This window comes from Cytobacillus firmus (assembly GCF_023657595.1).
Classification (GTDB): domain Bacteria; phylum Bacillota; class Bacilli; order Bacillales; family Cytobacillaceae; genus Cytobacillus; species Cytobacillus firmus_B.
Genome location: NZ_CP098323.1, coordinates 4203589 through 4223343, shown reverse-complemented (window position 1 = coordinate 4223343; position 19755 = coordinate 4203589). Strand labels below are relative to the sequence as shown.

At 43.7% G+C, this 19755-nt stretch carries 21 protein-coding genes; 10 read left to right on the top strand and 11 right to left on the bottom strand.

From position 1 onward, the window contains the following. Positions 1-98: 98 nt before the first annotated feature. On the top strand, positions 99-812 hold the full coding sequence (locus tag NAF01_RS21335; RefSeq protein WP_284709489.1) for a 3D domain-containing protein: 714 nt from the start codon (positions 99-101) through the stop codon (positions 810-812). Between the two features lie 48 nt (positions 813-860). Here the strand turns inward: NAF01_RS21335 and NAF01_RS21330 are convergent, their stop codons facing one another. From NAF01_RS21330 to NAF01_RS21320, 3 genes are all read right to left on the bottom strand, one after another. Beyond that, entirely contained in the window at positions 861-1643 is a 783-nt protein-coding gene (locus tag NAF01_RS21330) for a cobalamin-binding protein (RefSeq protein ID WP_197249303.1), read from the bottom strand. A gap of 14 nt (positions 1644-1657) precedes the next feature. Then, positions 1658-2134: a divergent PAP2 family protein gene (locus NAF01_RS21325; protein WP_035331991.1), complete on the bottom strand. Its 477-nt coding sequence runs from the start codon at positions 2132-2134 to the stop codon at positions 1658-1660. A 674-nt stretch (positions 2135-2808) separates the two neighbouring features. Next, a complete protein-coding gene (locus NAF01_RS21320; protein WP_250801086.1) occupies positions 2809-3474 on the bottom strand; it encodes a hypothetical protein in 666 nt (221 codons plus the stop codon). 342 nt (positions 3475-3816) lie between these two features. Between NAF01_RS21320 and NAF01_RS21315 the strand changes: the two genes are divergently transcribed. From NAF01_RS21315 to NAF01_RS21300, 4 genes are all read left to right on the top strand, one after another. After that, positions 3817-4194 carry a DUF309 domain-containing protein gene (locus NAF01_RS21315; protein ID WP_197205237.1) on the top strand — a complete coding sequence of 126 codons (378 nt, stop codon included), beginning with the start codon at positions 3817-3819 and terminating at the stop codon, positions 4192-4194. Positions 4195-4272: 78 nt separating this feature from the next. Further along, positions 4273-5775, top strand: a complete 1503-nt coding sequence (locus NAF01_RS21310; protein ID WP_250801085.1) for a leucyl aminopeptidase — start codon at positions 4273-4275, stop codon at positions 5773-5775. Positions 5776-6007: 232 nt separating this feature from the next. After that, on the top strand, positions 6008-7318 hold the full coding sequence (locus NAF01_RS21305) for a Na+/H+ antiporter family protein (protein WP_250801084.1): 1311 nt from the start codon (positions 6008-6010) through the stop codon (positions 7316-7318). A gap of 519 nt (positions 7319-7837) precedes the next feature. Then, positions 7838-8434, top strand: coding sequence for a sulfite oxidase-like oxidoreductase (locus NAF01_RS21300; RefSeq protein WP_250801083.1), 597 nt, complete (start codon positions 7838-7840; stop codon positions 8432-8434). Between the two features lie 35 nt (positions 8435-8469). Here NAF01_RS21300 and NAF01_RS21295 read toward each other — a convergent pair whose 3' ends face one another. The 5 genes from NAF01_RS21295 to NAF01_RS21275 all read right to left on the bottom strand — a co-directional run bounded on the left by NAF01_RS21295 (position 8470) and on the right by NAF01_RS21275 (position 12455). Further along, entirely contained in the window at positions 8470-8994 is a 525-nt protein-coding gene (locus NAF01_RS21295) for a MerR family transcriptional regulator (RefSeq protein WP_197249309.1), read from the bottom strand. A 367-nt stretch (positions 8995-9361) separates the two neighbouring features. Beyond that, positions 9362-9865 carry a phosphatase PAP2 family protein gene (locus NAF01_RS21290; protein ID WP_226618459.1) on the bottom strand — a complete coding sequence of 168 codons (504 nt, stop codon included), beginning with the start codon at positions 9863-9865 and terminating at the stop codon, positions 9362-9364. A 398-nt stretch (positions 9866-10263) separates the two neighbouring features. Further along, entirely contained in the window at positions 10264-11286 is a 1023-nt protein-coding gene (locus NAF01_RS21285; RefSeq protein WP_226618458.1) for an alpha/beta fold hydrolase, read from the bottom strand. Continuing rightward, positions 11287-11643, bottom strand: a complete 357-nt coding sequence (locus tag NAF01_RS21280) for a hypothetical protein (protein WP_076258166.1) — start codon at positions 11641-11643, stop codon at positions 11287-11289. 38 nt (positions 11644-11681) lie between these two features. Next, positions 11682-12455 carry an SDR family oxidoreductase gene (locus tag NAF01_RS21275; RefSeq protein WP_197249312.1) on the bottom strand — a complete coding sequence of 258 codons (774 nt, stop codon included), beginning with the start codon at positions 12453-12455 and terminating at the stop codon, positions 11682-11684. 181 nt (positions 12456-12636) lie between these two features. Here NAF01_RS21275 and NAF01_RS21270 point away from each other — a divergent pair, with 181 nt between their 5' ends. Continuing rightward, a complete protein-coding gene (locus NAF01_RS21270) occupies positions 12637-12879 on the top strand; it encodes a hypothetical protein (protein ID WP_197249313.1) in 243 nt (80 codons plus the stop codon). A gap of 59 nt (positions 12880-12938) precedes the next feature. Here NAF01_RS21270 and NAF01_RS21265 read toward each other — a convergent pair whose 3' ends face one another. Then, positions 12939-14348, bottom strand: a complete 1410-nt coding sequence (locus tag NAF01_RS21265) for an alanine/glycine:cation symporter family protein (RefSeq protein WP_197249314.1) — start codon at positions 14346-14348, stop codon at positions 12939-12941. Between the two features lie 287 nt (positions 14349-14635). Between NAF01_RS21265 and NAF01_RS21260 the strand changes: the two genes are divergently transcribed. The 3 genes from NAF01_RS21260 to NAF01_RS21250 all read left to right on the top strand — a co-directional run bounded on the left by NAF01_RS21260 (position 14636) and on the right by NAF01_RS21250 (position 18149). Then, positions 14636-15877 carry a PucR family transcriptional regulator gene (locus tag NAF01_RS21260; protein WP_250801082.1) on the top strand — a complete coding sequence of 414 codons (1242 nt, stop codon included), beginning with the start codon at positions 14636-14638 and terminating at the stop codon, positions 15875-15877. A gap of 117 nt (positions 15878-15994) precedes the next feature. After that, positions 15995-17125, top strand: a complete 1131-nt coding sequence (gene ald / locus NAF01_RS21255) for an alanine dehydrogenase (RefSeq protein ID WP_076258171.1) — start codon at positions 15995-15997, stop codon at positions 17123-17125. A gap of 775 nt (positions 17126-17900) precedes the next feature. Next, positions 17901-18149, top strand: a complete 249-nt coding sequence (locus NAF01_RS21250) for a hypothetical protein (RefSeq protein WP_163144902.1) — start codon at positions 17901-17903, stop codon at positions 18147-18149. 37 nt (positions 18150-18186) lie between these two features. On the opposite strand, the gene NAF01_RS21245 is transcribed toward NAF01_RS21250, so the two are convergent. Continuing rightward, a complete protein-coding gene (locus NAF01_RS21245; protein ID WP_250801081.1) occupies positions 18187-18426 on the bottom strand; it encodes a YuzC family spore coat inner layer protein in 240 nt (79 codons plus the stop codon). 411 nt (positions 18427-18837) lie between these two features. On the opposite strand from NAF01_RS21245, the gene NAF01_RS21240 reads away from it, so the two are divergent. Next, positions 18838-19461: a DedA family protein gene (locus NAF01_RS21240; RefSeq protein WP_048012006.1), complete on the top strand. Its 624-nt coding sequence runs from the start codon at positions 18838-18840 to the stop codon at positions 19459-19461. 96 nt (positions 19462-19557) lie between these two features. On the opposite strand, the gene NAF01_RS21235 is transcribed toward NAF01_RS21240, so the two are convergent. Then, on the bottom strand, positions 19558-19740 hold the full coding sequence (locus NAF01_RS21235) for a hypothetical protein (RefSeq protein WP_048012007.1): 183 nt from the start codon (positions 19738-19740) through the stop codon (positions 19558-19560). Between the last annotated feature and the right edge of the window lie 15 nt (positions 19741-19755).

Below are 19755 nucleotides of genomic sequence, written 5' to 3'. Positions count from 1 at the left end.
CCTGTCTGTAATTGGCTGATGGAAGCCTTTCTTTCCCATAAGTTATGAATATTTCTCTCGAAGAAGGGAAATGACTAACTTTGGGAGGAGTGTAAAAGATGAACATAATTACAAAATGGATGAAACGTACAGTAATGTCTGCCTTATTTATAGGTGCATTATTGACAACTTTCCATTCGATTTCCGGGGTGGAAGCAAGATCAATTGTACAGCTGCAGCAAAATGCTGAACAAGCTGGCAAAGATGGAAATTCAGATTTTGAACATACATTAAAATCGGTTGGCGTAGCATTTAAGTTTTTGAAGCAGGCCGTGAGCCTGGAACCGAAGATTTCTGCGAGTGAAGCTGTCGCAATTGAACAGGCGCCGACACTGGAGGAATCAATTGACTGGTCGCAGTATCAGAAAAAACAAGTAATTGCTACCGGATATACAGCTTTTTACGAGTCGACAGGAAAAAATCCGGATCATCCGTCCTTTGGCATTACATACTCAGGTGTTAAAGTTAAAAGGGACTTATACTCTACAGTCGCAGCAGATTTAAATGTTTTTCCGATTGGGACGATCCTGTTTATTCCTGATTATGGGTATGGTGTTGTAGCTGATAAAGGCGGTGCCATTAAGGGGAATAAATTGGATCTCTATTATGAAACGGTTGATGATGTTTATAATAATTGGGGAAAGAAAACGCTCGATGTTTACATTGTTGAAATGGGCGATGGAACCCTTACGGAAGAAGATTTAAGGTTACTGAATGAAAATGAAGCCATGCAGGTTTTCAGACAGCAATATATCAAATCTGAGAAAAAATAAACAGAAGACAGGCAAATCCGCAATGAACGGATTTGCCTTTTTGTATTATCAAACAGAAAATGCCTGCGGATGAATCTTTTCTGCTAATTTTATGGCGCCTTCAATCAGCCGCGGTGAAGGCCTGCAATACAGTTCTTCTTCCAAAACCAGGATTCTTTCCTGTTTTACTGCTCCCATTTCACTCCAGCCTGGACGATTCAGGACAATCTCCGGATTCACCTTTTCTCTTCTGACACCGACCCAGGCGAGACAGATATAATCCGGCTGCCGATTCAGGACATCCTCCCAATCAGTCTGGACACTTGCAAGCTCAACATCAGCAAATAAATTCCGTCCACCGGCTATTTCACTGATTTCCGTCAGCCAATTGACCTTGCCAGGAGTAAACACAGGCTTTGGCCACCATTCCCAATAGAGGCTTGGTTTTTTTTCAATCCTGCTTGAGATGTGCTTAAGTTCCTCTATTTTCTCCGTAAACTGTTTAGCCGCCAAAATCCCTCTCTCAGGCATCCCGATTTTTTCAGCAGTAAAAACCAGGTCATTTGCAATATCTGCGAGGCTTTGGGGATTTAAGACAATATGGGGAATCTGCCTTTTTTCAAGCTCTGCTACATTCTTTTCCATGCCGGGTACACTCAGGGAGGCAAGCACAAGGTCCGGTTGCAGTTCCTCCACTTTATCCATGTTAATAGACAAGTCAGGACCCAGCCTGGGCAGATTGGAAATTTGCTCCGGCCAATCCGAATAATCGTCCACGCCGGCAAGCATATCAGTCAATCCCAAGTATTCCACTAATTCAGTATTGCTTGGGCATAAGGAAAGGATTTTCATTTACATCACAACCTTTAGGAAAATAAATAATGAAGCCCTAAAGTTAATAAAATTCCAGTCAGGCCCCCAAAGAGTACTTCTATCGGCTTATGGCCCAGCAGCTCCTTCAATTCTTTCTGTTTTTCCTGGCCAGCTTTTTTCTGCCATGTCTTTGCTTCTTCAACGAATTTATTGAAGTCGGCAACAAGCTGGTTTAATACAATCGCCTGTTCCCCGGCCTGACGCCGCACTCCCGTAGCATCAAACATAGTGATAATGGCAAAAACGGCAGAAACAGCGAAAACAGCAGAGTCCATTCCGGTTTCAAGTGCCACCCCGGTTGAAAGGGCAGTTACTGCAGCTGAGTGTGAGCTTGGCATTCCGCCTGTACTGGTTAAAAGGGACCAATCCACTCTTCGGGTGGCAATAAATTGAATGGGCACTTTTACAAATTGGGCAAAGAAGATGGCTGCCAAAGCAGACCATAGGGGGAAATTTGTCAATAATTCCATGTGAGACCACCTTTGGGTTGTATGATACTCCATCTTTGAATTCTATTCTGCTTTCTGAAGTTGAATCGTGTTCGGACTCTGAGTTTTTTTTGCACTTTTTGTGTCCCAAGTTGAGCCATGTTCGGACTCTGAGTTGTTTTTTGCACTTTTTGTGTCTGAAGTTGAACCGGGTTCGGACTCTGACCAGCTCAATTCAGCAATTTGTGTCCGAAGTTGAACCATGTTCGGACTCTGACCAGCTCAATTCAGCAATTTGTGTCCGAAGTTGAGCCATGTTCGGACTCTGACCAGCTCAATTCAGCAATTTGTGTCCGAAGTTGAACCATGTTCGGACTCTGACCAGCTCAATTCAGCAATTTGTGTCCGAAGTTGAGCCATGTTCGGACTCTGACCAGCTCAATTCAGCACTTTGTGTCCGAAGTTGAGCCATGTTCGGACTCTGACCAGCTCAATTCAGCAATTTGTGTCCGAAGTTGAGCCATGTTCAGACTGTGACCAGCTTATTTCTGCATTTTTTGTCTGAAGTAAAACCATGTTCGGACCTTGACCAGCTCATTTCAGCTTCCTGTGTCCGAAGCTATACCTGGCTCGGATTCTGCAGATTCAGGAACTTCGTAATGTTATACTAACTAATATTCTCCAACAGATTGTTCCTTCCTGCAAGAGGGTCTGCTTTAAGTTTTTGTTAAACCGCGCTTTTTTTGAAAATATGCTGTTGCTGTCAGGGAAAGCAAAAGAATCCATTCAAAAGCATTCACGGCAGCGGCACTCTCAACTGGAATATCGATTGCGCTTCCGATAATCATCAAGACGGAACCCGCAAAAAACCAGAACCATCCCTGTTTGCGCCAAATAAATACAGATGCCGCCAGCAATACGGCGGAAATGATCAGCACCATTATCGGAGGGCCGCCCTTTGCCTCTGCGTTTGAATAGCTTAGAACTCCATATTCCCATTTCGCTTCAAGTTCAAGGCCGAAAGCCTCGGTGAAAATCTCCAGAAGAATCAATCCGGCAGTGAGCAGGTATGCAGCCCCTTTTAGTGTATCTGTTTTTGCCCAATCAATATCAGCTTGTTTTAAAGTATGCCAGGAATATAGAACAAGCAGCGGTGTAAAAAAGGCATGAATCCAGAATCGTGCATAATTCAGTAGCTTTAGAGTATTGCCTTCCCCGATCAAACTACCAGCAGCAAGAATTCCATTATCGTAAATCAATCCGAGAATTACAGGCAGCAGGAAGGCAGCACTAACAGGGCCGCTGTTCTTTACAATGAGAATGGCCCATATAAATAGCAGGATATACCCGGCTGTGAAAGCGGCAAATAATAGAGGATCCATTACATTCTCCTTTCTGTCTCTATTTTCTTTACCCAATAATTAATGATTATATTTAATCTCTTTTCTTTTTGTTAGGCTGTTTTCACAGTTTGTTGCTTGATTGATATATATTATTTGCTGAGTTGATTGGAGCGGAAGGTGCGAGACTCCGGCGGGAGTAGCGGGACAGGTGAGACCCCGCAGACGCGCAGCGTTGAGGAGGCTCACCGCCCGCCCCGCGGTTCGCTGAGCATCCTGGAGCGGAAATCAACGGGCCACATTGCTGATGAAAAACAACGATTTATACGAAAAGAGTTTTTTGTTAAAATGACTAGTACAAGATCCGGAAAATGGAGTGATTTCATGGAAGATTATCCTCTTGAGTACTATGAATTCTTTGTCAGTTTCAATGAAGGTGATTATTACACCTGCCATGATCTTCTTGAAGAAATGTGGATGACTGATAAAGGCAATTTGTTTTTAAAAGGCCTGCTTCAAATGAGTGTCAGCATTTATCACTATGAATATGGCAATGTCAAAGGTGCAAGGCTAATGATGGAGGCTGCACATGAATATTTACAGGCATACAGACCCGGACATTGGGGATTGGATCTTGAGCATGTGTACGCTTTTATTGAAGAATGCCTCTCTATATTTCCGAAAGATATCGACCGTCTTCCATTTGATAAGGTCGGTATTCTTCCTAAATTACCTCAGCTGGTACTGTATCTGAAGGATTAACAAAGCAGAAATTAGATAGTCGAAATAATTCAATATTTTCGATATAATAAGAGATAAATAGATTATGGGGGTGCCAGTATGTTTTCTGTTAAGAAAGAATTTGACGTTTCAGCCGAACAGGAATGCCTGATTGTTGGTGTTTTTGATAAACCAGCCAGGTTTGAGGGAATACTTGCCCGTGCAGATGAACATTTTGAGGGCCATTTGACAGAACTTGTGAAGAGCGGCGATATTTCTGCTAAGAAGAAAGCGATTGCAAAAATACATACTTTTGGAAAAATTGGGGCCAAACGATTTATTACAGTGGGTCTTGGAAAAGAAAAAGAATTCAGCTTTGAAGGTTTGCGTGAAGCTTTAGGAAAGGCATTCAAGGAAGTGAAATCGTCCAAGCTTCAAAATGCCGGTGTTTGTCTTGATACTTTTATTGGCGGTAATGTAGATGCGCTGGATGCAGCACATGCACTAAGCGAGGCGTTTGCCCTTTCCACCTATAAGTTTGAAGATTACAAACAGAAATCAAATGAACCGGAAAAGGAAATTGAGAGTATTGCTGTTTATTGTGAAGCTGCAGATGAAGAAGATGTAAAGGCTTCCCTTACAGTTGGATATGCCCACGGGAAAGGAACGAATTCAGCCCGCACATTAGTCAATCTGCCAGGCAATATGCTGACTGCCACTGACTTGGCAAATTACTCATCTGAACTAGCGTGGAGATACGGATTTGAAGTGGAGATCCTAGAAAAAGAGGACATGCTTAAGCTTGGCATGGGTGCTCTTTTGGCGGTTAACCAGGGTTCGGCAGAGCCTCCTAAGATGATTGTCTTAAAATATCAGGGCAAGGAAGAATGGAAGGATGTTATCGGTCTCGTCGGCAAAGGAATCACCTTCGATACAGGAGGCTATTCCATTAAGCCGAAGGACGGCATAGTCGGCATGAAATCCGATATGGGCGGTGCAGCGGCAGTACTTGGCGCAATGGAAGTCATCGGCGAACTGAAGCCTGAAAAAAATGTTGTCGCAGTCATTCCTTCTACAGATAATATGGTGAGCGGAACCGCGTTTAAGCCGGATGATGTCCTCACCTCCATGAGCGGAAAAACCATTGAAGTCCTCAATACGGATGCAGAAGGACGTCTGGCACTTGCTGATGCAGTAACATATGCGAAGCACCATGGAGCAGACTGCCTGGTGGATGTCGCAACCCTGACTGGCGGTGTCATTGTTGCACTGGGGGAAGAAACAACAGGTGCATTAACCAATAATGAAGAGTGGTTTGAGCAGGTGCTGGAAGCCTCCTATGAAGCTGGCGAACCAATCTGGCGGCTGCCTCTTTTTGAAAAAGATAAAGAAAGAATCAGAAGCAGCAAAATTGCAGATCTGAACAATTCACCCGGACGTGCCGGCCATGCGATCATGGGCGGAGGTTTTGTTGGTGAATTTGCCGAAGACACACCATGGGTGCACCTCGATATTGCAGGTACAGCCACTACAGGAAAAAGCCATGATCTTGGACCAGACGGCGCGACAGGCGTAATGGTGCGTACATTGGCATTGCTGGTTGAAAGATTTGAAACAAAATAAAAGTGAAATCAGAACTCCGGAGCAATCCGGAGTTTTTTTATTCTAGTAAAAATCCTTAGCGGCCGGCTTATCCAAAATAACATCCGTCTGGCGGAAACTCCCATCTCGAATCGGCTTAAAATTATTGACATAAAAAGCACTAGTATGATAATTTAATACATGTGTTTTAGTTCTCTACCGATTTAGCAGACTAAAGTAAAAGTGAAACAATGAATAGAAAGAGGGTTGCATCATGAATGCAGTTATACTTGCAGTTTTGATCATGCTTGTTCTCAGTCTTCTGCGCGTCAATGTGGTTCTTGCTCTTGTGGCAGGTGCATTGGCAGGCGGGCTCGCAGGCGGATTAAGTATAGATAAAACAATTGAAGTTTTTTCAAATGGACTTGGAGGCAGTGCAGAGGTTGCATTGAGTTATGCGTTATTGGGCGGATTTGCCTTGGCCATTTCCGCAACGGGGCTTCCGAATCTATTAGTGGAATGGGTCCTTGACAAGGTTGGGAAAGACGGGGAGTCCAAAGGGAAAACATTATCAAAGGCACTCATCGTATTTTCTATATTATTAATGTCTATTTTTTCCCAAAACTTAATTCCCATTCATATCGCGTTTATTCCCATTTTAATTCCGCCATTATTAAAGGTTATGAATGAGCTGCAAATAGATCGGCGCCTGATCGCGTCTGTACTGACATTTGGTTTAACGGCTCCGTATATTTTGCTTCCTGCAGGCTTTGGCCAGATATTCCAAGGAATACTTGCAGAAAATATGGAGAACAGCGGGCTGCCAGTGGAAATGGCTGACATCCCGAAGGCTATGCTTATTCCAGTAGTTGGTATGGCTGCCGGTCTTTTGGCTGCATTATTTGTTTATCGTAAAAAGAGAGATTATCGTCCATCAGAATTAATTGAGAGGGAAAAAGGCAATTACTCTAAAAAGGGCATTATTTTTTCACTCATTGCAATTGCGGCAGCTCTCATCGTTCAGCTTCAGCTTGATTCGATGATCTTTGGGGCGCTGACAGGTATTATAGTTATTTACATCAGCGGTGCAATTAAATGGAACGAGGCAGATCAGCTTTTAACTGAAGGTATGAAGATGATGGCATTCATTGGATTTGTTATGCTGGCTGCATTCGGCTTTGCTGATGTATTAAAAGAAACAGGTGATGTCGATAGCCTTGTTGCACAGGCGGCTGAGGTAATTGGCAATAATAAATCACTTGCAGCCTTGCTGATGCTTCTTGTCGGCTTACTTGTTACAATGGGGATTGGATCTTCATTTTCCACCATTCCGATTATTGCAACTATATTTGTTCCGCTTGCACTGGAGGTTGGCTTCAGTCCGATGGCAACGATTGCTCTAGTGGGAACAGCCGCAGCTCTTGGAGATGCCGGTTCTCCTGCGTCAGACAGTACATTGGGGCCAACAGCAGGCTTGAATGCAGATGGACAGCACAATCACATCTGGGATACATGTGTGCCAACATTCCTGCACTACAATATTCCGCTCATCCTGTTTGGATGGCTGGCGGCAATGGTCTTATAATCGTAAGCAGCTTCCCGGAAGGGGGCTGCTTTCTCATTTTTTTAGGAAATTATAAAATCGCGATTTGTATATAACTCTGTGGAAGAATTTATCTACGTCTAGCTTCAGCGCCTACCCCCTCGAGGTCACAAGCCTGTCTTGTTTCGGCTCCTAGGGACTCGGGGTCATAAGCCGTTTCCTTTCAGAAGGAAAAACGCCTTCTTACAGGAACCGTCTTATGCCTGTCGTCCCTGGGCAGTCGCCTCCACATTTCGGGCAATCCTCCCAAAAAGGCAAAGAACGCCTTTCCGGAAGGCTCGTCTTGTGCTTGAGGCCCCCAGGACAAGGAAGGCTTCGACAGCAAAAACATCGCACGACCGAAAGCGACAGCTTTTGGGAGGATGGGGGTCATGCAGACGTTGCCACAGGACGTGGCGCTTTTAGTCTGCGTTCTATCGTGGGCAAGGCGCTTCCGCTTTTGTTTTGTTATCAGCCCTTAAAGTAGGGTACGATAAAAGAAATGGAACGGAGGTGGCTTCAGTGTATTTTGGGAAAATCAGAAAACAGACCTCAGACCGGGTACCGCCCAATCAAAATGTGACGACTGCCTTTCCTGTATTGCATTACGGAAATGTTCCGTACTATAAGGATATGAGGGAATGGAACCTGCAAATATTTGGAGAAGTGGATAAGGAATTATCCTTTTCGCATGAGGAGATAATGAACCTTCCTCAGACTCTGTACAAAAATGATATCCACTGTGTCACGGGCTGGTCAAAGCTTGATAATGTCTGGGAGGGAGTCTCCGCCGCAGAAATTGCCAGGCTGGCAGGCGTAAAAGAAACAGCACAATTTGTGATTCTTCATGCGGAAGAGGGCTGGACCACGAACCTTCCCATTAAGGATTATCTAAAAAGCACCAGTCTGCTGGCACATACCCATAACGGTGAGCCCCTTACTCCCGAGCACGGATTTCCGCTGCGGGCCGTGATTCCGCATCTGTATTTCTGGAAAAGTGCAAAGTGGATTAGAGGCGTCGAGTTCTCTAAAACCGACAAGCCTGGTTTTTGGGAGAAGAACGGCTATCACAACTATGGAGACCCCTTTCGTGAACAGCGGTTTAGCTGGGATGATTAATAAGAATAAAAGCGTTGCATACGCTTTTATTCTTATTAAAATCCGAACAGCATTGTGAAAATATTTCTCTTTTTTAATTTCTTCCTGGGCTTCTCCTGATCAAAAACCAGAAGGGTATCAGAAGGGATGTCCCGATTTTTAACAGCTGTCCTGGCTTCAAGAGCCTCAATTCGTTTAAGCAGGCGTGCATTTTCTTTCTGCAGTTCCTCTATTTCGCTGCGGTGCTGAAGCAGCTGATAAGACACCACATCATCTGCTTTTCCATTCAGCCGCTTCTCAAGCTCGCTGATTTTTAAATATATTTTCTCTATTGCCGGAGCGGCAGCTGCTTCTACATGAACCGTACCCTTTCTCGTCTTTTTTCCCTTTACAGTAACGTCCTGCAATATTATCCCCTGATTAAGCTGATCCTGCACCTGTTTTAGCAGGCTAATGTCGTCTTCCGTAAATAAGTAATGACCCAATTCATTTCGTTCCGTGCGGAGTTCCAGTTGTTTAACCCATCGCTGAATAGTGCTTGGTGAAACCCCTAATAATTTAGCAGCAGCACTTGTATTCATACTGATCCCCTCCCGTTTTCACAAGGAATTCTACCCGTTTAACGTGAAGTCCTTCCCGGCTGACAAAACAAGTTTTCTTTCGCTAAAGAAAGTGCGGATTTTACATTTTTTTTATCGCAGTCTAACGGGCAGTAAGACCCCCGCTTCAAGACTCAGAGGAATCAAAGGAGGATAAGCGGGGGGCAAACTGCCCGTAAAGGCCCGATTGGTGAGATACAGTGAAACTTGCCGACGCGCAGGCAGAGGCTTAGTTGAACCAATCGGGTTCGTAGTGTCGATTGATCGAAGCGCTAGCGGAGATCTTAGCGACACTAGAACGCGACTAACAATAAGTGGGGGATAAGGAAAACCCCCACTGATTGAAGTTTCACTTTATTTCTGGTTTTGAAAGTTTTTCTGTGAACCAGCCTATTGTTCCGCCAATAAGAGCACCGCCAATAACATCGGAAGGGTAGTGGTGGCCTGCCCAGATGCGGGCGAAGCCTGTACATGCTGAAACCCACAGCAAAATACGGCCTATAAATTGGTTTCCGTAAAAAATGACGATAGAAGCAGCAAACGAAACTACTGTATGCTTGCTTGGAAAACTTGAGTCTCTTTTGGCTGGAATTAATAGGCCAACCTTATTTTTTATGAAGGGACGGGGCCTGAAATAACAAATTTTTAGAACCTTATTTACAAAGATTGCAATCAGAGAAGCAGCAGCAGCTTTTTTTGCGGCTGTTCTGGAAGGTCCTTTGGCCAGCCACATGCATGCCAGGACAAATAAAAATAAATACCTTGCCCTATTTGATAAAAGAATCATTAAATAATCAATAAATGCTATACGACCGGATAAACGGTTGATTGCCTTGAAAATCTTCAAGTCCATTATTAGTCTCCTTCTGCTCTTGTCATTGTCAGATGCCTGCTTAAGGCTCTCCTGTGATTTCCTATTGTTCATTTGCTTATTATTTGCAGCTAAGCATGAAAAACACCATTTGGGCTAACATAAAAAAATAAAGACCATGCATCAATGGCATGGTCTTAAAACTAAGCAGAAAATAAGTCTCTAAACACAAATGAAGCAAAACCCATATAAGCACTGACAGTGTAGTCGTATATAAAATAATTTGGATAATTCCATAAAGTCATCAAGTTACCTCCTTTAAATATTGAATCCCCTGCGAGGCAGGGGAATGATAAATATTATATTTTTCGCAGTGTAACGGGCAGTAAGACCCCCACTTTAAGACTCGGAGGAATCAATGGAGGAGTTGAAGTTTCACTTTATCCTGATCTTGCTGACAGCCATTTGTCCATATAGTCAGGAACTTTTCCTTCTGAAGTAAGGTTGGCATGCCCGCCCTGAAGGAGATGAAAAGTTTTATCAGCACTGGACACCAGGTCCATGACCGGAAGAATCTGCTCTTTTGGAACAAGTCGGTCATTATCTGACGCGACAGCGAGCAAATTAGCTTTAATATTACTGAGTGCGGCTTTCTTTTCTCCGATCGTTAATGTACCGTTCACAAGCTTATTGTCTTTTAAAAGATCTTGATGGATTTGCTTCAGTGCAGCCCCTGCAAATGGAATATGGCCATTGGTCCAATGGTTAAATCGCTTCCAGCGGGACGCATATGCTTCATCGTCGGCCCTGGCCAGAAGCGATAAATATGGAGAGTAATAGAGGGGGGAAGTAAATAGCCGCATACCTGATTTAATGGCAAAGGCGGGGATAAGTCCCCATGCATCAAAAGTGGTTTCCAGGCTGCCTTCTCCATTTCGCAGTTCATCTGCCCATTTATCAAAGACCGGGACAATGCTGAAATCAACTGGTGCAACAGACAATACTAAGTTTTTGACCGGTTCATCCGCAATGGCCGCATAAATGGCTGCAAAGGTGCCTCCCAGGCAAAAGCCCATCACAGTTATTTCGTCTGCTCCCGAGTGATATAAAGCTCTTTTTACCCCCTTCTGGATGTATTCAGTAATATAATCTTCCATCGTAATGTCTTTATCCTCATAGCCCGGAATCCCGAAATCCAGCAAATAGACATCATACCCGCTGTTAACCAAAGCTTCGATTAAACTGTTCTGTGGTCCCAGGTCTAAGATAAAGGGCTGATTGACAAGTGAATAGACAAGGAAAATGGGGATACTGTATTTTTTGCTGGAAGGGGCATAGTGCCAGAGAGTTGCCTTATTTCTTTTCCATACTGCAGTCCTTGGAGTTAAATTGATCTCCGGATCAGGCTGTAAAAGAGTTTTAACGAATCCAAACAGTTTTTTGGAAGCTGTATTTTGTTCCATTTATTTTTCCGCACTTTCAGCAGGGCTGCCAAGTGCTTTTTTTATTTCCTCAATAGATCTGGCCAAAGCGATGACTTTTTCGTCAATCTGATCCATTTTTTCTTCAGCCTGAACAGTTAGTTTTGCTGCATTTGCCACGTCGGTCTTGGTAGGAAAGTTAAGAGGGATGGATAGTGTTTCAATGGCGTCCCGGAGTTTTTTCATGCTTGCTGCAGTCACCTCGGAACGGGTGACTAAGTTTTTGAAAATATCTTCTTTGTTAATAGAGTTCTGAATAGATTCATTCAGTTCTCTTTCCACTTTTGTCCCTAACTTTTTTATTGCCTGCAATAGGGCTTCTGTATGGTTAATAGACATAAACTTTCTCCTTTCTATGAAGTTAGCTCTGTGAAACCTTAAAGGGATACCGTCATTCCTCCATCTACGACTAATACCTGTCCTGTCACGTAATCAGACGCTTTGGATGATAAAAACACAGCTGCTCCTTTTAAGTCATGTTCGCTGCCAAATCTTCCGGCAGGAATCTTTCTGAGAATGACTGAACTCGATTTTTCAAGGATTTTTGTAATTTTGGTAGGAAAGAAGCCTGGAGCAATAGCGTTTACTTGAATGCCGGCAGGAGCCAATTTTACAGCTAAATCCTTTGTAAGTGCGATAACTGCTCCTTTACTTGTGCTGTAAGGCACTGCATCAAGAAATGCCGAGTGAGTGCCCCTCATTCCATTTACGGAAGAAATATTAATGATTTTGCCGCTTCCCTGCTTCGTCATCACTTTTGCGGCAGCCTGAGAAAATAAAAACAGCCCCTTTAAGTTCACATCCATGACTTTGTCCCATTTATCAGCAGGCAGATCCAGAAAAGGTGCAACCCAGGATGTACCGCTATTATTAATGAGGATATCGATGCTTCCAAATGTCTCCAAGGTTTTTTGGATGACCTTCTGAATGTCTTCTTCCTTGGTGATGTCACATTCGATGGCCAGGGCCTTAACCCCTTTGGCTTCAAGGTTTTTTCTGACATGCTCACATGCTTCAATTCTGCGTGAGCAGATGACAACATTTGCTCCTGCTTCCCCAAGTGCATTTGCCATTTGCTCACCGAGTCCGCGTCCTCCTCCAGTGACAATGGCTGTTTTATTGCCTAAATGAAATAACTCGTTCAATTCCAACGTTATCCCTCCCTTATTTGTTAGTAATAAGCAATCCTGATATTTAAAATAGACTTCGATATAGTATAGACAAGTTCACCTCTTGTGGTGCTAAAATTGTATATTTGCCGTGTCCCAAAAATGTATAAGGAAGACAAAAACAGAAAAGGATGGATAACAAACGGGTGAGGGAGGCGAAAAGGTGGAAAGGGAGCAAATCGAGGAGCTTTTTGAGGAAAGCGGAAATCCCGGTTTAAACAGCAAGCTTGCCTATAAAGTCTGGATGACAGGGGTATGGGAAGAAGAGGGTGAAGACAGAATAGAAGCGTTTTTAAATGCTTATTCTTTTGAAGAAGAAGGAATAATAACTGACGAGTTTCTTTATCACTATCGGATATTTGCCTATATCCACGAGAGAAATGAACTGCCGTTATTTCCATTTTAGGGATACCGCCTAAACAAAAACAAACACAGATCAAGGGACCTGTGTTTGTTTTACATATATTAGCTAGCCTTATTTAACTGCTTATTTGCTGCTTTATAATGATTTTCAAAGAATTCATTAGTATCTTTAACAACCACTTTGCTTAAGAGAATTAATGCAATTAAGTTAGGAATCATCATTAATGCATTTGCCATGTCTGCGAATGCCCAAACAGTAGTTAAGTTGGCCACAGCACCGATGCCAGTTGCGAAGATGTAAATGGCACGGTATCCCATAATTCCTTTTGTGCCAACAAGGTATTCAAAGCATTTTTCACCATATACATACCAGCCGACGATTGTAGAGAAGCCGAAGAATATAACAGAGAATGCAACGATATATTCACCCGCTGTTCCAAGAACATGGGTAAAGGCTGCACTTGTTAATGCCCCGCCGTCAAGGCTGCCGTCATGTGCCACACCTGAGATCAATCCGCCTGTTGTGTCCCAGAAACCAGTCATGATTAGCACAAGGCCGGTCATCGTACAAACCACGATTGTAACAATAAATGTTCCAGTCATCGCAACAAGAGCCTGTTTTACAGGATGGTCTGTCTTTGCGTTCCCTGCAATTAGCGCTGCGGTACCAAGACCGGCTTCATTAGAGAAAATACCCCTTGAAACACCATTCTTGATTGCTTCGGATACGACAACACCGACAAAACCGCCTGTCGCTGCTACCGGATTGAAGGCATAGTAGAAGATAGTCTGGAAACCAGGAATGATTTGATCATAGTTAACAGCGAGTATCAGTAATGCTCCGCCGATATATAGAACAGCCATGACTGGAACAAAGAATCCTGCTACAGTACTGATGCGCTGAATGCCGCCAAAGATGATTAAGGCAGCCAACACAGCAAGTACGACACCTGTAACCCAATTATTAATCCCAAAAGAAGTATCCATAACAGCGGCAATCGTATTCGATTGAACACTGTTCCCGATGCCCAGTGCTGCAAAAGCGCCAAAGACTGCAAAGGCAACTGCAAGCCATTTAAACTTTTTGCCGAGGCCGCGTTCCACATAATACATCGGTCCGCTGGAGTACTCGCCATTTGCATTTTTTACACGGTATTTCATTGCCAGTAATGCTTCGGCATATTTGGTTGCCATTCCAAGCAAACCAACAACCCACATCCAGAAGATAGCTCCTGGTCCGCCGAGTGTAATCGCGGTGGCAACACCGGCGATATTACCATTACCAATGGTTGCTGCAAGAGCTGTCATAAGAGCCTTAAAGTTACTGACATCTCCTTCATCATTGGATGAAGCCTGTCCTTCTTTTGTAAATCCTAATTTAAATGCATATATCAGTCTTCTGAATTGAAGACCCTTCAGCATGAATGTTAAAAGAACACCCGTACCAAACAGCAAAATCAAACTTGGTGTGCCCCAGAGCACCCCGTTAATTTTATTAAGCGTCTCAAGCATAAATCATCGCCTCCTAGATGTTAACGCTTTCAAATACTGTAAGTAAAACTATTAATATGTGCTTTTTTTGTGAGCATGTCCTATTGTAAAATTATCTGAATATAACTTCAAGTCAAATTTAAAAAGTAAAACTATTAGAAATTTTATAAAAACAGGGAGGGGCCCCGCTCGAATTTTGTCGAATAGGCATGAGGGCTTTGGTAGAGTACAGGGTGGCATTGAGGTATAATATAATAGGATAGAAAAAGTGCAGTTTAAAGAAGTTTTACGATTGGGTGATAATTAAAATGGAAAAAGATCCGTTTAAGAGGGCATTTAGTGATCTGGAGGAATTGGTAGATAAGATCCGCGATGTCCTGGAATGCCCTGTTACAATAGAAGATGTTAATCATCGCCTGCTGGCATACAGTACACATGATGACCAGACCGATTCCGCAAGAATCGCTACAATCATCAGCAGAAAGGTTCCTGAGAAGGTGATTAATCGTTTATGGAAGGAACGTGTGATTCCGCAGCTGATGCAAAGCGGCGAACCGCTTAGAATACCTGAAATAAAGGAGATCGGACTGGGAAATCGGGTAGCCATTTCAATACGTAATCATAATGAAGTATTAGGCTACATCTGGGCAGTTGAAGAAGAAGCCGCTTTAACAGATAGCAAGCTGAATATGCTAAAGCTGGCCGCACAGTCTGCAAGGACGGAAATGTTAAGATTAAACGCCCAGAAGAAAAAAAGAGCTGAAGGCTACCGGGATTTTTTCTGGGAACTGCTAACCGGCCGTTTTCATACCCATGATGAAATCTCAGACAGATTTGAGGATTTAAGCATAAAACCGCCATCACCTTTTGCTGTGCTAGTCTTTAGGTTTAAAGAAGAGGTTACCTCTAAAATAGAGCAAAAGATCATCTATCTGATCACGACAAGCCAAAAGGTTCATATAACCTTCCATGCCGCGATGGGGAATGAATTCGTTATTTTAGCAGTGCCGCCTGAACCTGCTCTAGCTGAAAATACTTTTATTGAATTCATCCAGTTTTTCATTGATCAAATGAAATCACGTTTTGGCATCGATCATATTACCGGGGCAACAGGAACAACTTATCAGCACTTTGAAAAAGTGGAAAAAAGCTATCAGGAGGCATTGCAGGTCCTGCGTCTTAAAGAACAATTTCCGGAAGAGATCCATCATATTTATAGCTATCAGCAGCTTGGCCTTTTCCGCTACCTTGATGCCATCCTTGAAAAGAAACGGCAGGAACCGTATGAGCACCCTGCTATCGAAAAGATTACTAAATATGACCTTGAGCACCGGACCAATCTGCTCACTACTCTTGAAGCCTTCATCGATCATGACAGCAATGTGAATGAAACAGCTAAAAAGCTGCATATTCATATGAATACACTGAATTACCGATTAAAGAGGATAACCGATATTGGGAAAGTTGACTTGAAGAATACAAATACAAAATTTTCTTTATATCTTGAACTAAAAATCCGGAGAATGGAAAAGAAGAGCCCCCATTTGTAGATTTTCACAAATGGAGGCTCTTTTATTTTACCGATTTAACAATGACAGCGCTTTACTTAAATTATTATACTGACAATAGTAAATATCATAATTGATAGATTGAAAGGGGATTTTTCCATGATTATTGGAGTACCTAAAGAGATTAAAAATAACGAAAATCGTGTTGCTGCGACACCAGCAAGCGTTGACGCATTAGTAAAGTCCGGACATAAAGTATTAGTAGAAATCGATGCAGGAATTGGAAGCGGTTTCACTAACGAAGATTATACTGAAGTAGGAGCCGTTATCGTAGATACTGCTGCAGAAGCATGGGCAGCTGAAATGGTTATGAAGGTTAAAGAGCCGCTAGCTTCCGAGTATGGCTATTTCCGTGAAGGATTGGTTCTTTTCACATACCTTCACCTTGCAGCAGAGCCTGAGCTTGCAAAAGCATTAACTGAAAAAGGTGTTACAGCGATTGCTTATGAAACAGTGGAAGTAAACCGCACATTGCCTCTTCTAACTCCAATGAGTGAAGTTGCAGGACGCATGTCTGCTCAAATTGGAGCTCAATTCCTTCAGAAGACGAATGGCGGAATGGGAATCCTTCTTGCAGGTGTTCCAGGGGTATCACGCGGAAAAGTTACCATCGTTGGCGGCGGTGTGGTTGGAATCAACGCAGCGAAAATGGCAATCGGACTTGGCGCACAAGTTACAATCATCGACTTAAGCCCAGAGCGTCTGCGCCAGCTTGACGATATTTTCGGAAACAGCATCCAAACTTTAATGTCTAATCCTTTCAACATTGCAGAAGCCGTAAAAGATGCTGACCTGGTAATTGGTGCGGTTCTGATCCCGGGAGCGAAAGCGCCTAAACTTGTAACAGAAGAAATGATTAAAACAATGAAGCCTGGTTCAGTAGTTGTTGACGTAGCGATTGACCAGGGCGGTATTTTCGAAACTGTTGATCACATTACAACTCATGACAATCCAACATATGATAAGCATGGCGTTGTTCACTATGCTGTTGCAAACATGCCTGGTGCAGTTCCAAGAACATCTACAATTGCTCTTACAAACGTTACAATCAACTATGCTCTGCAAATTGCAAACAAAGGTGTTGTAAAAGCGATTGAAGACAATGCAGCACTAAAACTTGGCGTAAACGTTGTAAACGGAAGCATCACATACCCAGCGGTTGCTAAAGACCTTGGCTATGAGTATGTATCTGTCGAAGATGCGTTTGCTAAAGTAAAAGCAGCTAACTAATATACCAAAAATCCCCTTGGCCAAAAGGCTAAGGGGATTTTGTTTTGTGCAGTCAGGGCGCCTTCCGTTTTTCTAGTGCTGTCTAGCTCCAGCGCCTGCCCCCTCGAGGTCACAAGCTTGTCTAGTTTCGGCTCCTAGGGACTCGGGGTCATAAGCCGTTAACTTTCAGAAGGAAAAAACACCTTCTTACAGGAACCGTCTTATGCCTGTCTTCCCTTGGCAGTCGCCTCCACATTTCGGGCAATCCTCACAAAAAGGCAAAGGACGCCTTTATGGAGGCTCGTCTTGTGCTTGTCGGGGGTGGACAAGGCGCTTCCGCTTTTCCAGTGTTGTCTAGCTCCAGGCGCCATCGGCTCGAGGTCATAAGCCAATCCGTCCAAAAGGTTAAAGAACAACCTTTTAGCCGGCTCGTCTTATGCTTGAGGCCCGCAGGACAAGGAAGGCTTCGTCAGCATAAACATCGCACGACCAAAAGCGACAGCTTTTGGGAGGATGCAGGTCATGCAGACGTTGCCACAGGACGTGGCGGTTTTAGTCTGCGTTCCTTTATAAGCGGGCGCCTTCCGCTTTTCTAGTGCTGTCTAGCTCCAGCGCCTACCCCCCTCGAGGTCACAAGCCAATCCTCACAAAAAGGCAAAGGACGCCTTTCCGTGAGGCTCGTCTTGTGCTTGTCGGGGGTGAGCAAGGCGCTTCCGCTTTCCTGGCCGCCCACTCAAAATAAGGACATCTGCATATTAAATAGAGAAGGGATTGAAAATGAAGGAGGTTACCCTGCATGTATTATTATAGAGGCCCATATAGAAACGGGAACGAAAGGTTTTTCTTTTTAGGAGCTCCTTTCGTCGGCGGCTTGCTTGGCGGTTTCCTGGGAGGCGGGCTGGGAGCAGCTTTATTTGCTCCACGTCCATTTTACGGCCCTCCGCCTCCACCGCCTTTCTATGGCCCGCCAGGAGCACCATATGCCCCTTACGGCGGTGGCGGATACCCTGGCTATGGCCCATATGGAAACCCATATTACCGCTAAACACGTGGGAAGCTCTCTTGATTGAGAGCTTTTTTATTTACATCCATCTCAGTTTTAACGTTAAATCACAGCATTTCTGAGGATCCTCTTTGTCTGATTCGAAATGAAGTCTTAGCCCGTCGGGGGTATAGTCAACAGTAGGGACTCGCGAGATGCCTGTCGATTTCAGCAGGTTTTCGACTGCCGCCTTGTTGGACTGCTGGGCCGCTGACATCAGTTCATAAGAAAACTTTTTTGACTCTGCCATATTTACAAGCAATGTGCTGGCATCTCTCATGAGGACCTCCATTTTTTTTGCAGAGCTCATGAACATTTGGGGATCTACAGCAGGCAAGGTCCTGTAGAAATGCACAGGGTGATAATAAGTCTGATAGGCCTGGGGATAAGTCCAGCAGCTTTGCTGCTGAGGATTATATCCGGGCTTTGGATAGCGAAAATAATAATAGGGGTACATTCGGTTCTGCCCCTTTCGATTAATAATAAATGCACGCATTCCCAATATATGAAAACAAGGCTTTTCCTATGAAGGAACAAAATTGTTTCACACAAAGGTTAGGCATAGGAGGTGGATAGGAAGAGAATTTTTTAAAAGGATTGATATTATTAGAAAAGGGGTAAAAGAAGGGAATGAAGAATATATTAGTGTGGTAAATAATTGTGCATAGCTTACATAGATAGGAGGCCCCGAATGGAACTGGAACTGATTTTGGAAATCATTGAAAATAACGGATATTTGGGGCTGTTTCTCTGGCTTTGGGTAGGAGTTTTTATTTTTCCTGTGCCAAATGAATTGATTGTTATGACTGTTGGACTTTCTTCCTCTTTAAAAACGCTTCACCCTGCGCTTGCATTCATCGTCATTTATCTTGGCATTTTGGCGGCATTGTCAACCTGTTATACCATCGGGCGTTTGGTCGGAAGGCCTTTGCTAAAGTACTTTCATAAAAGCAAAAGGATGTCTAAAACGATTGATTCTTCTTTAAAGTTAATGGAAAAGTATCATGCCTTTTCCCTCTCCTTCAGCTATTTTGTTCCGGGTATCCGAAACTTCCTCCCTTTTTTATACGGCTTCAGTAAATTGCCATTTAAAAAATTCGCTTTATTTGCATACAGCGGCGCACTGATATGGCTGTCTTTAGCCTTCGCGATCGGCTACGTATTTGGAGATCATATTGACACTATCATCAAGCATGAAAAAGAAATACTGATTGGCCTGGCAGGCTTTGCTGCAATCTTCCTTATTTTCCGCATTACCAGAAAAAAACGCGGGAAGGAGCAGGAAAAGCTGCATGATCAGGGGCTGGGATTATAATATAAAAGGCAGCCAGATGCTGCCTTTTATATGTCTAGCTCCAGCGCCTACCCCTCGAGGTGTCGGGGGTGGGCAAGGCGCTTGCGCTTTTCTAACTTAGTACTGATTGCGGTGCTCTACCAGGTCGATGGCTCCAAGTACGATATGGGCGAGCCCAAAACCAACGATGGTATCTGATAACATATTGTTTGTTCTGCGGTTTTGTTTCATTGCATAGCCTGCCGCAGTAACAGCGGTGCCGAGAACAGCCGGAATTAATCCTTCGCGTACACGATCCATGACGGTCACCTCTTT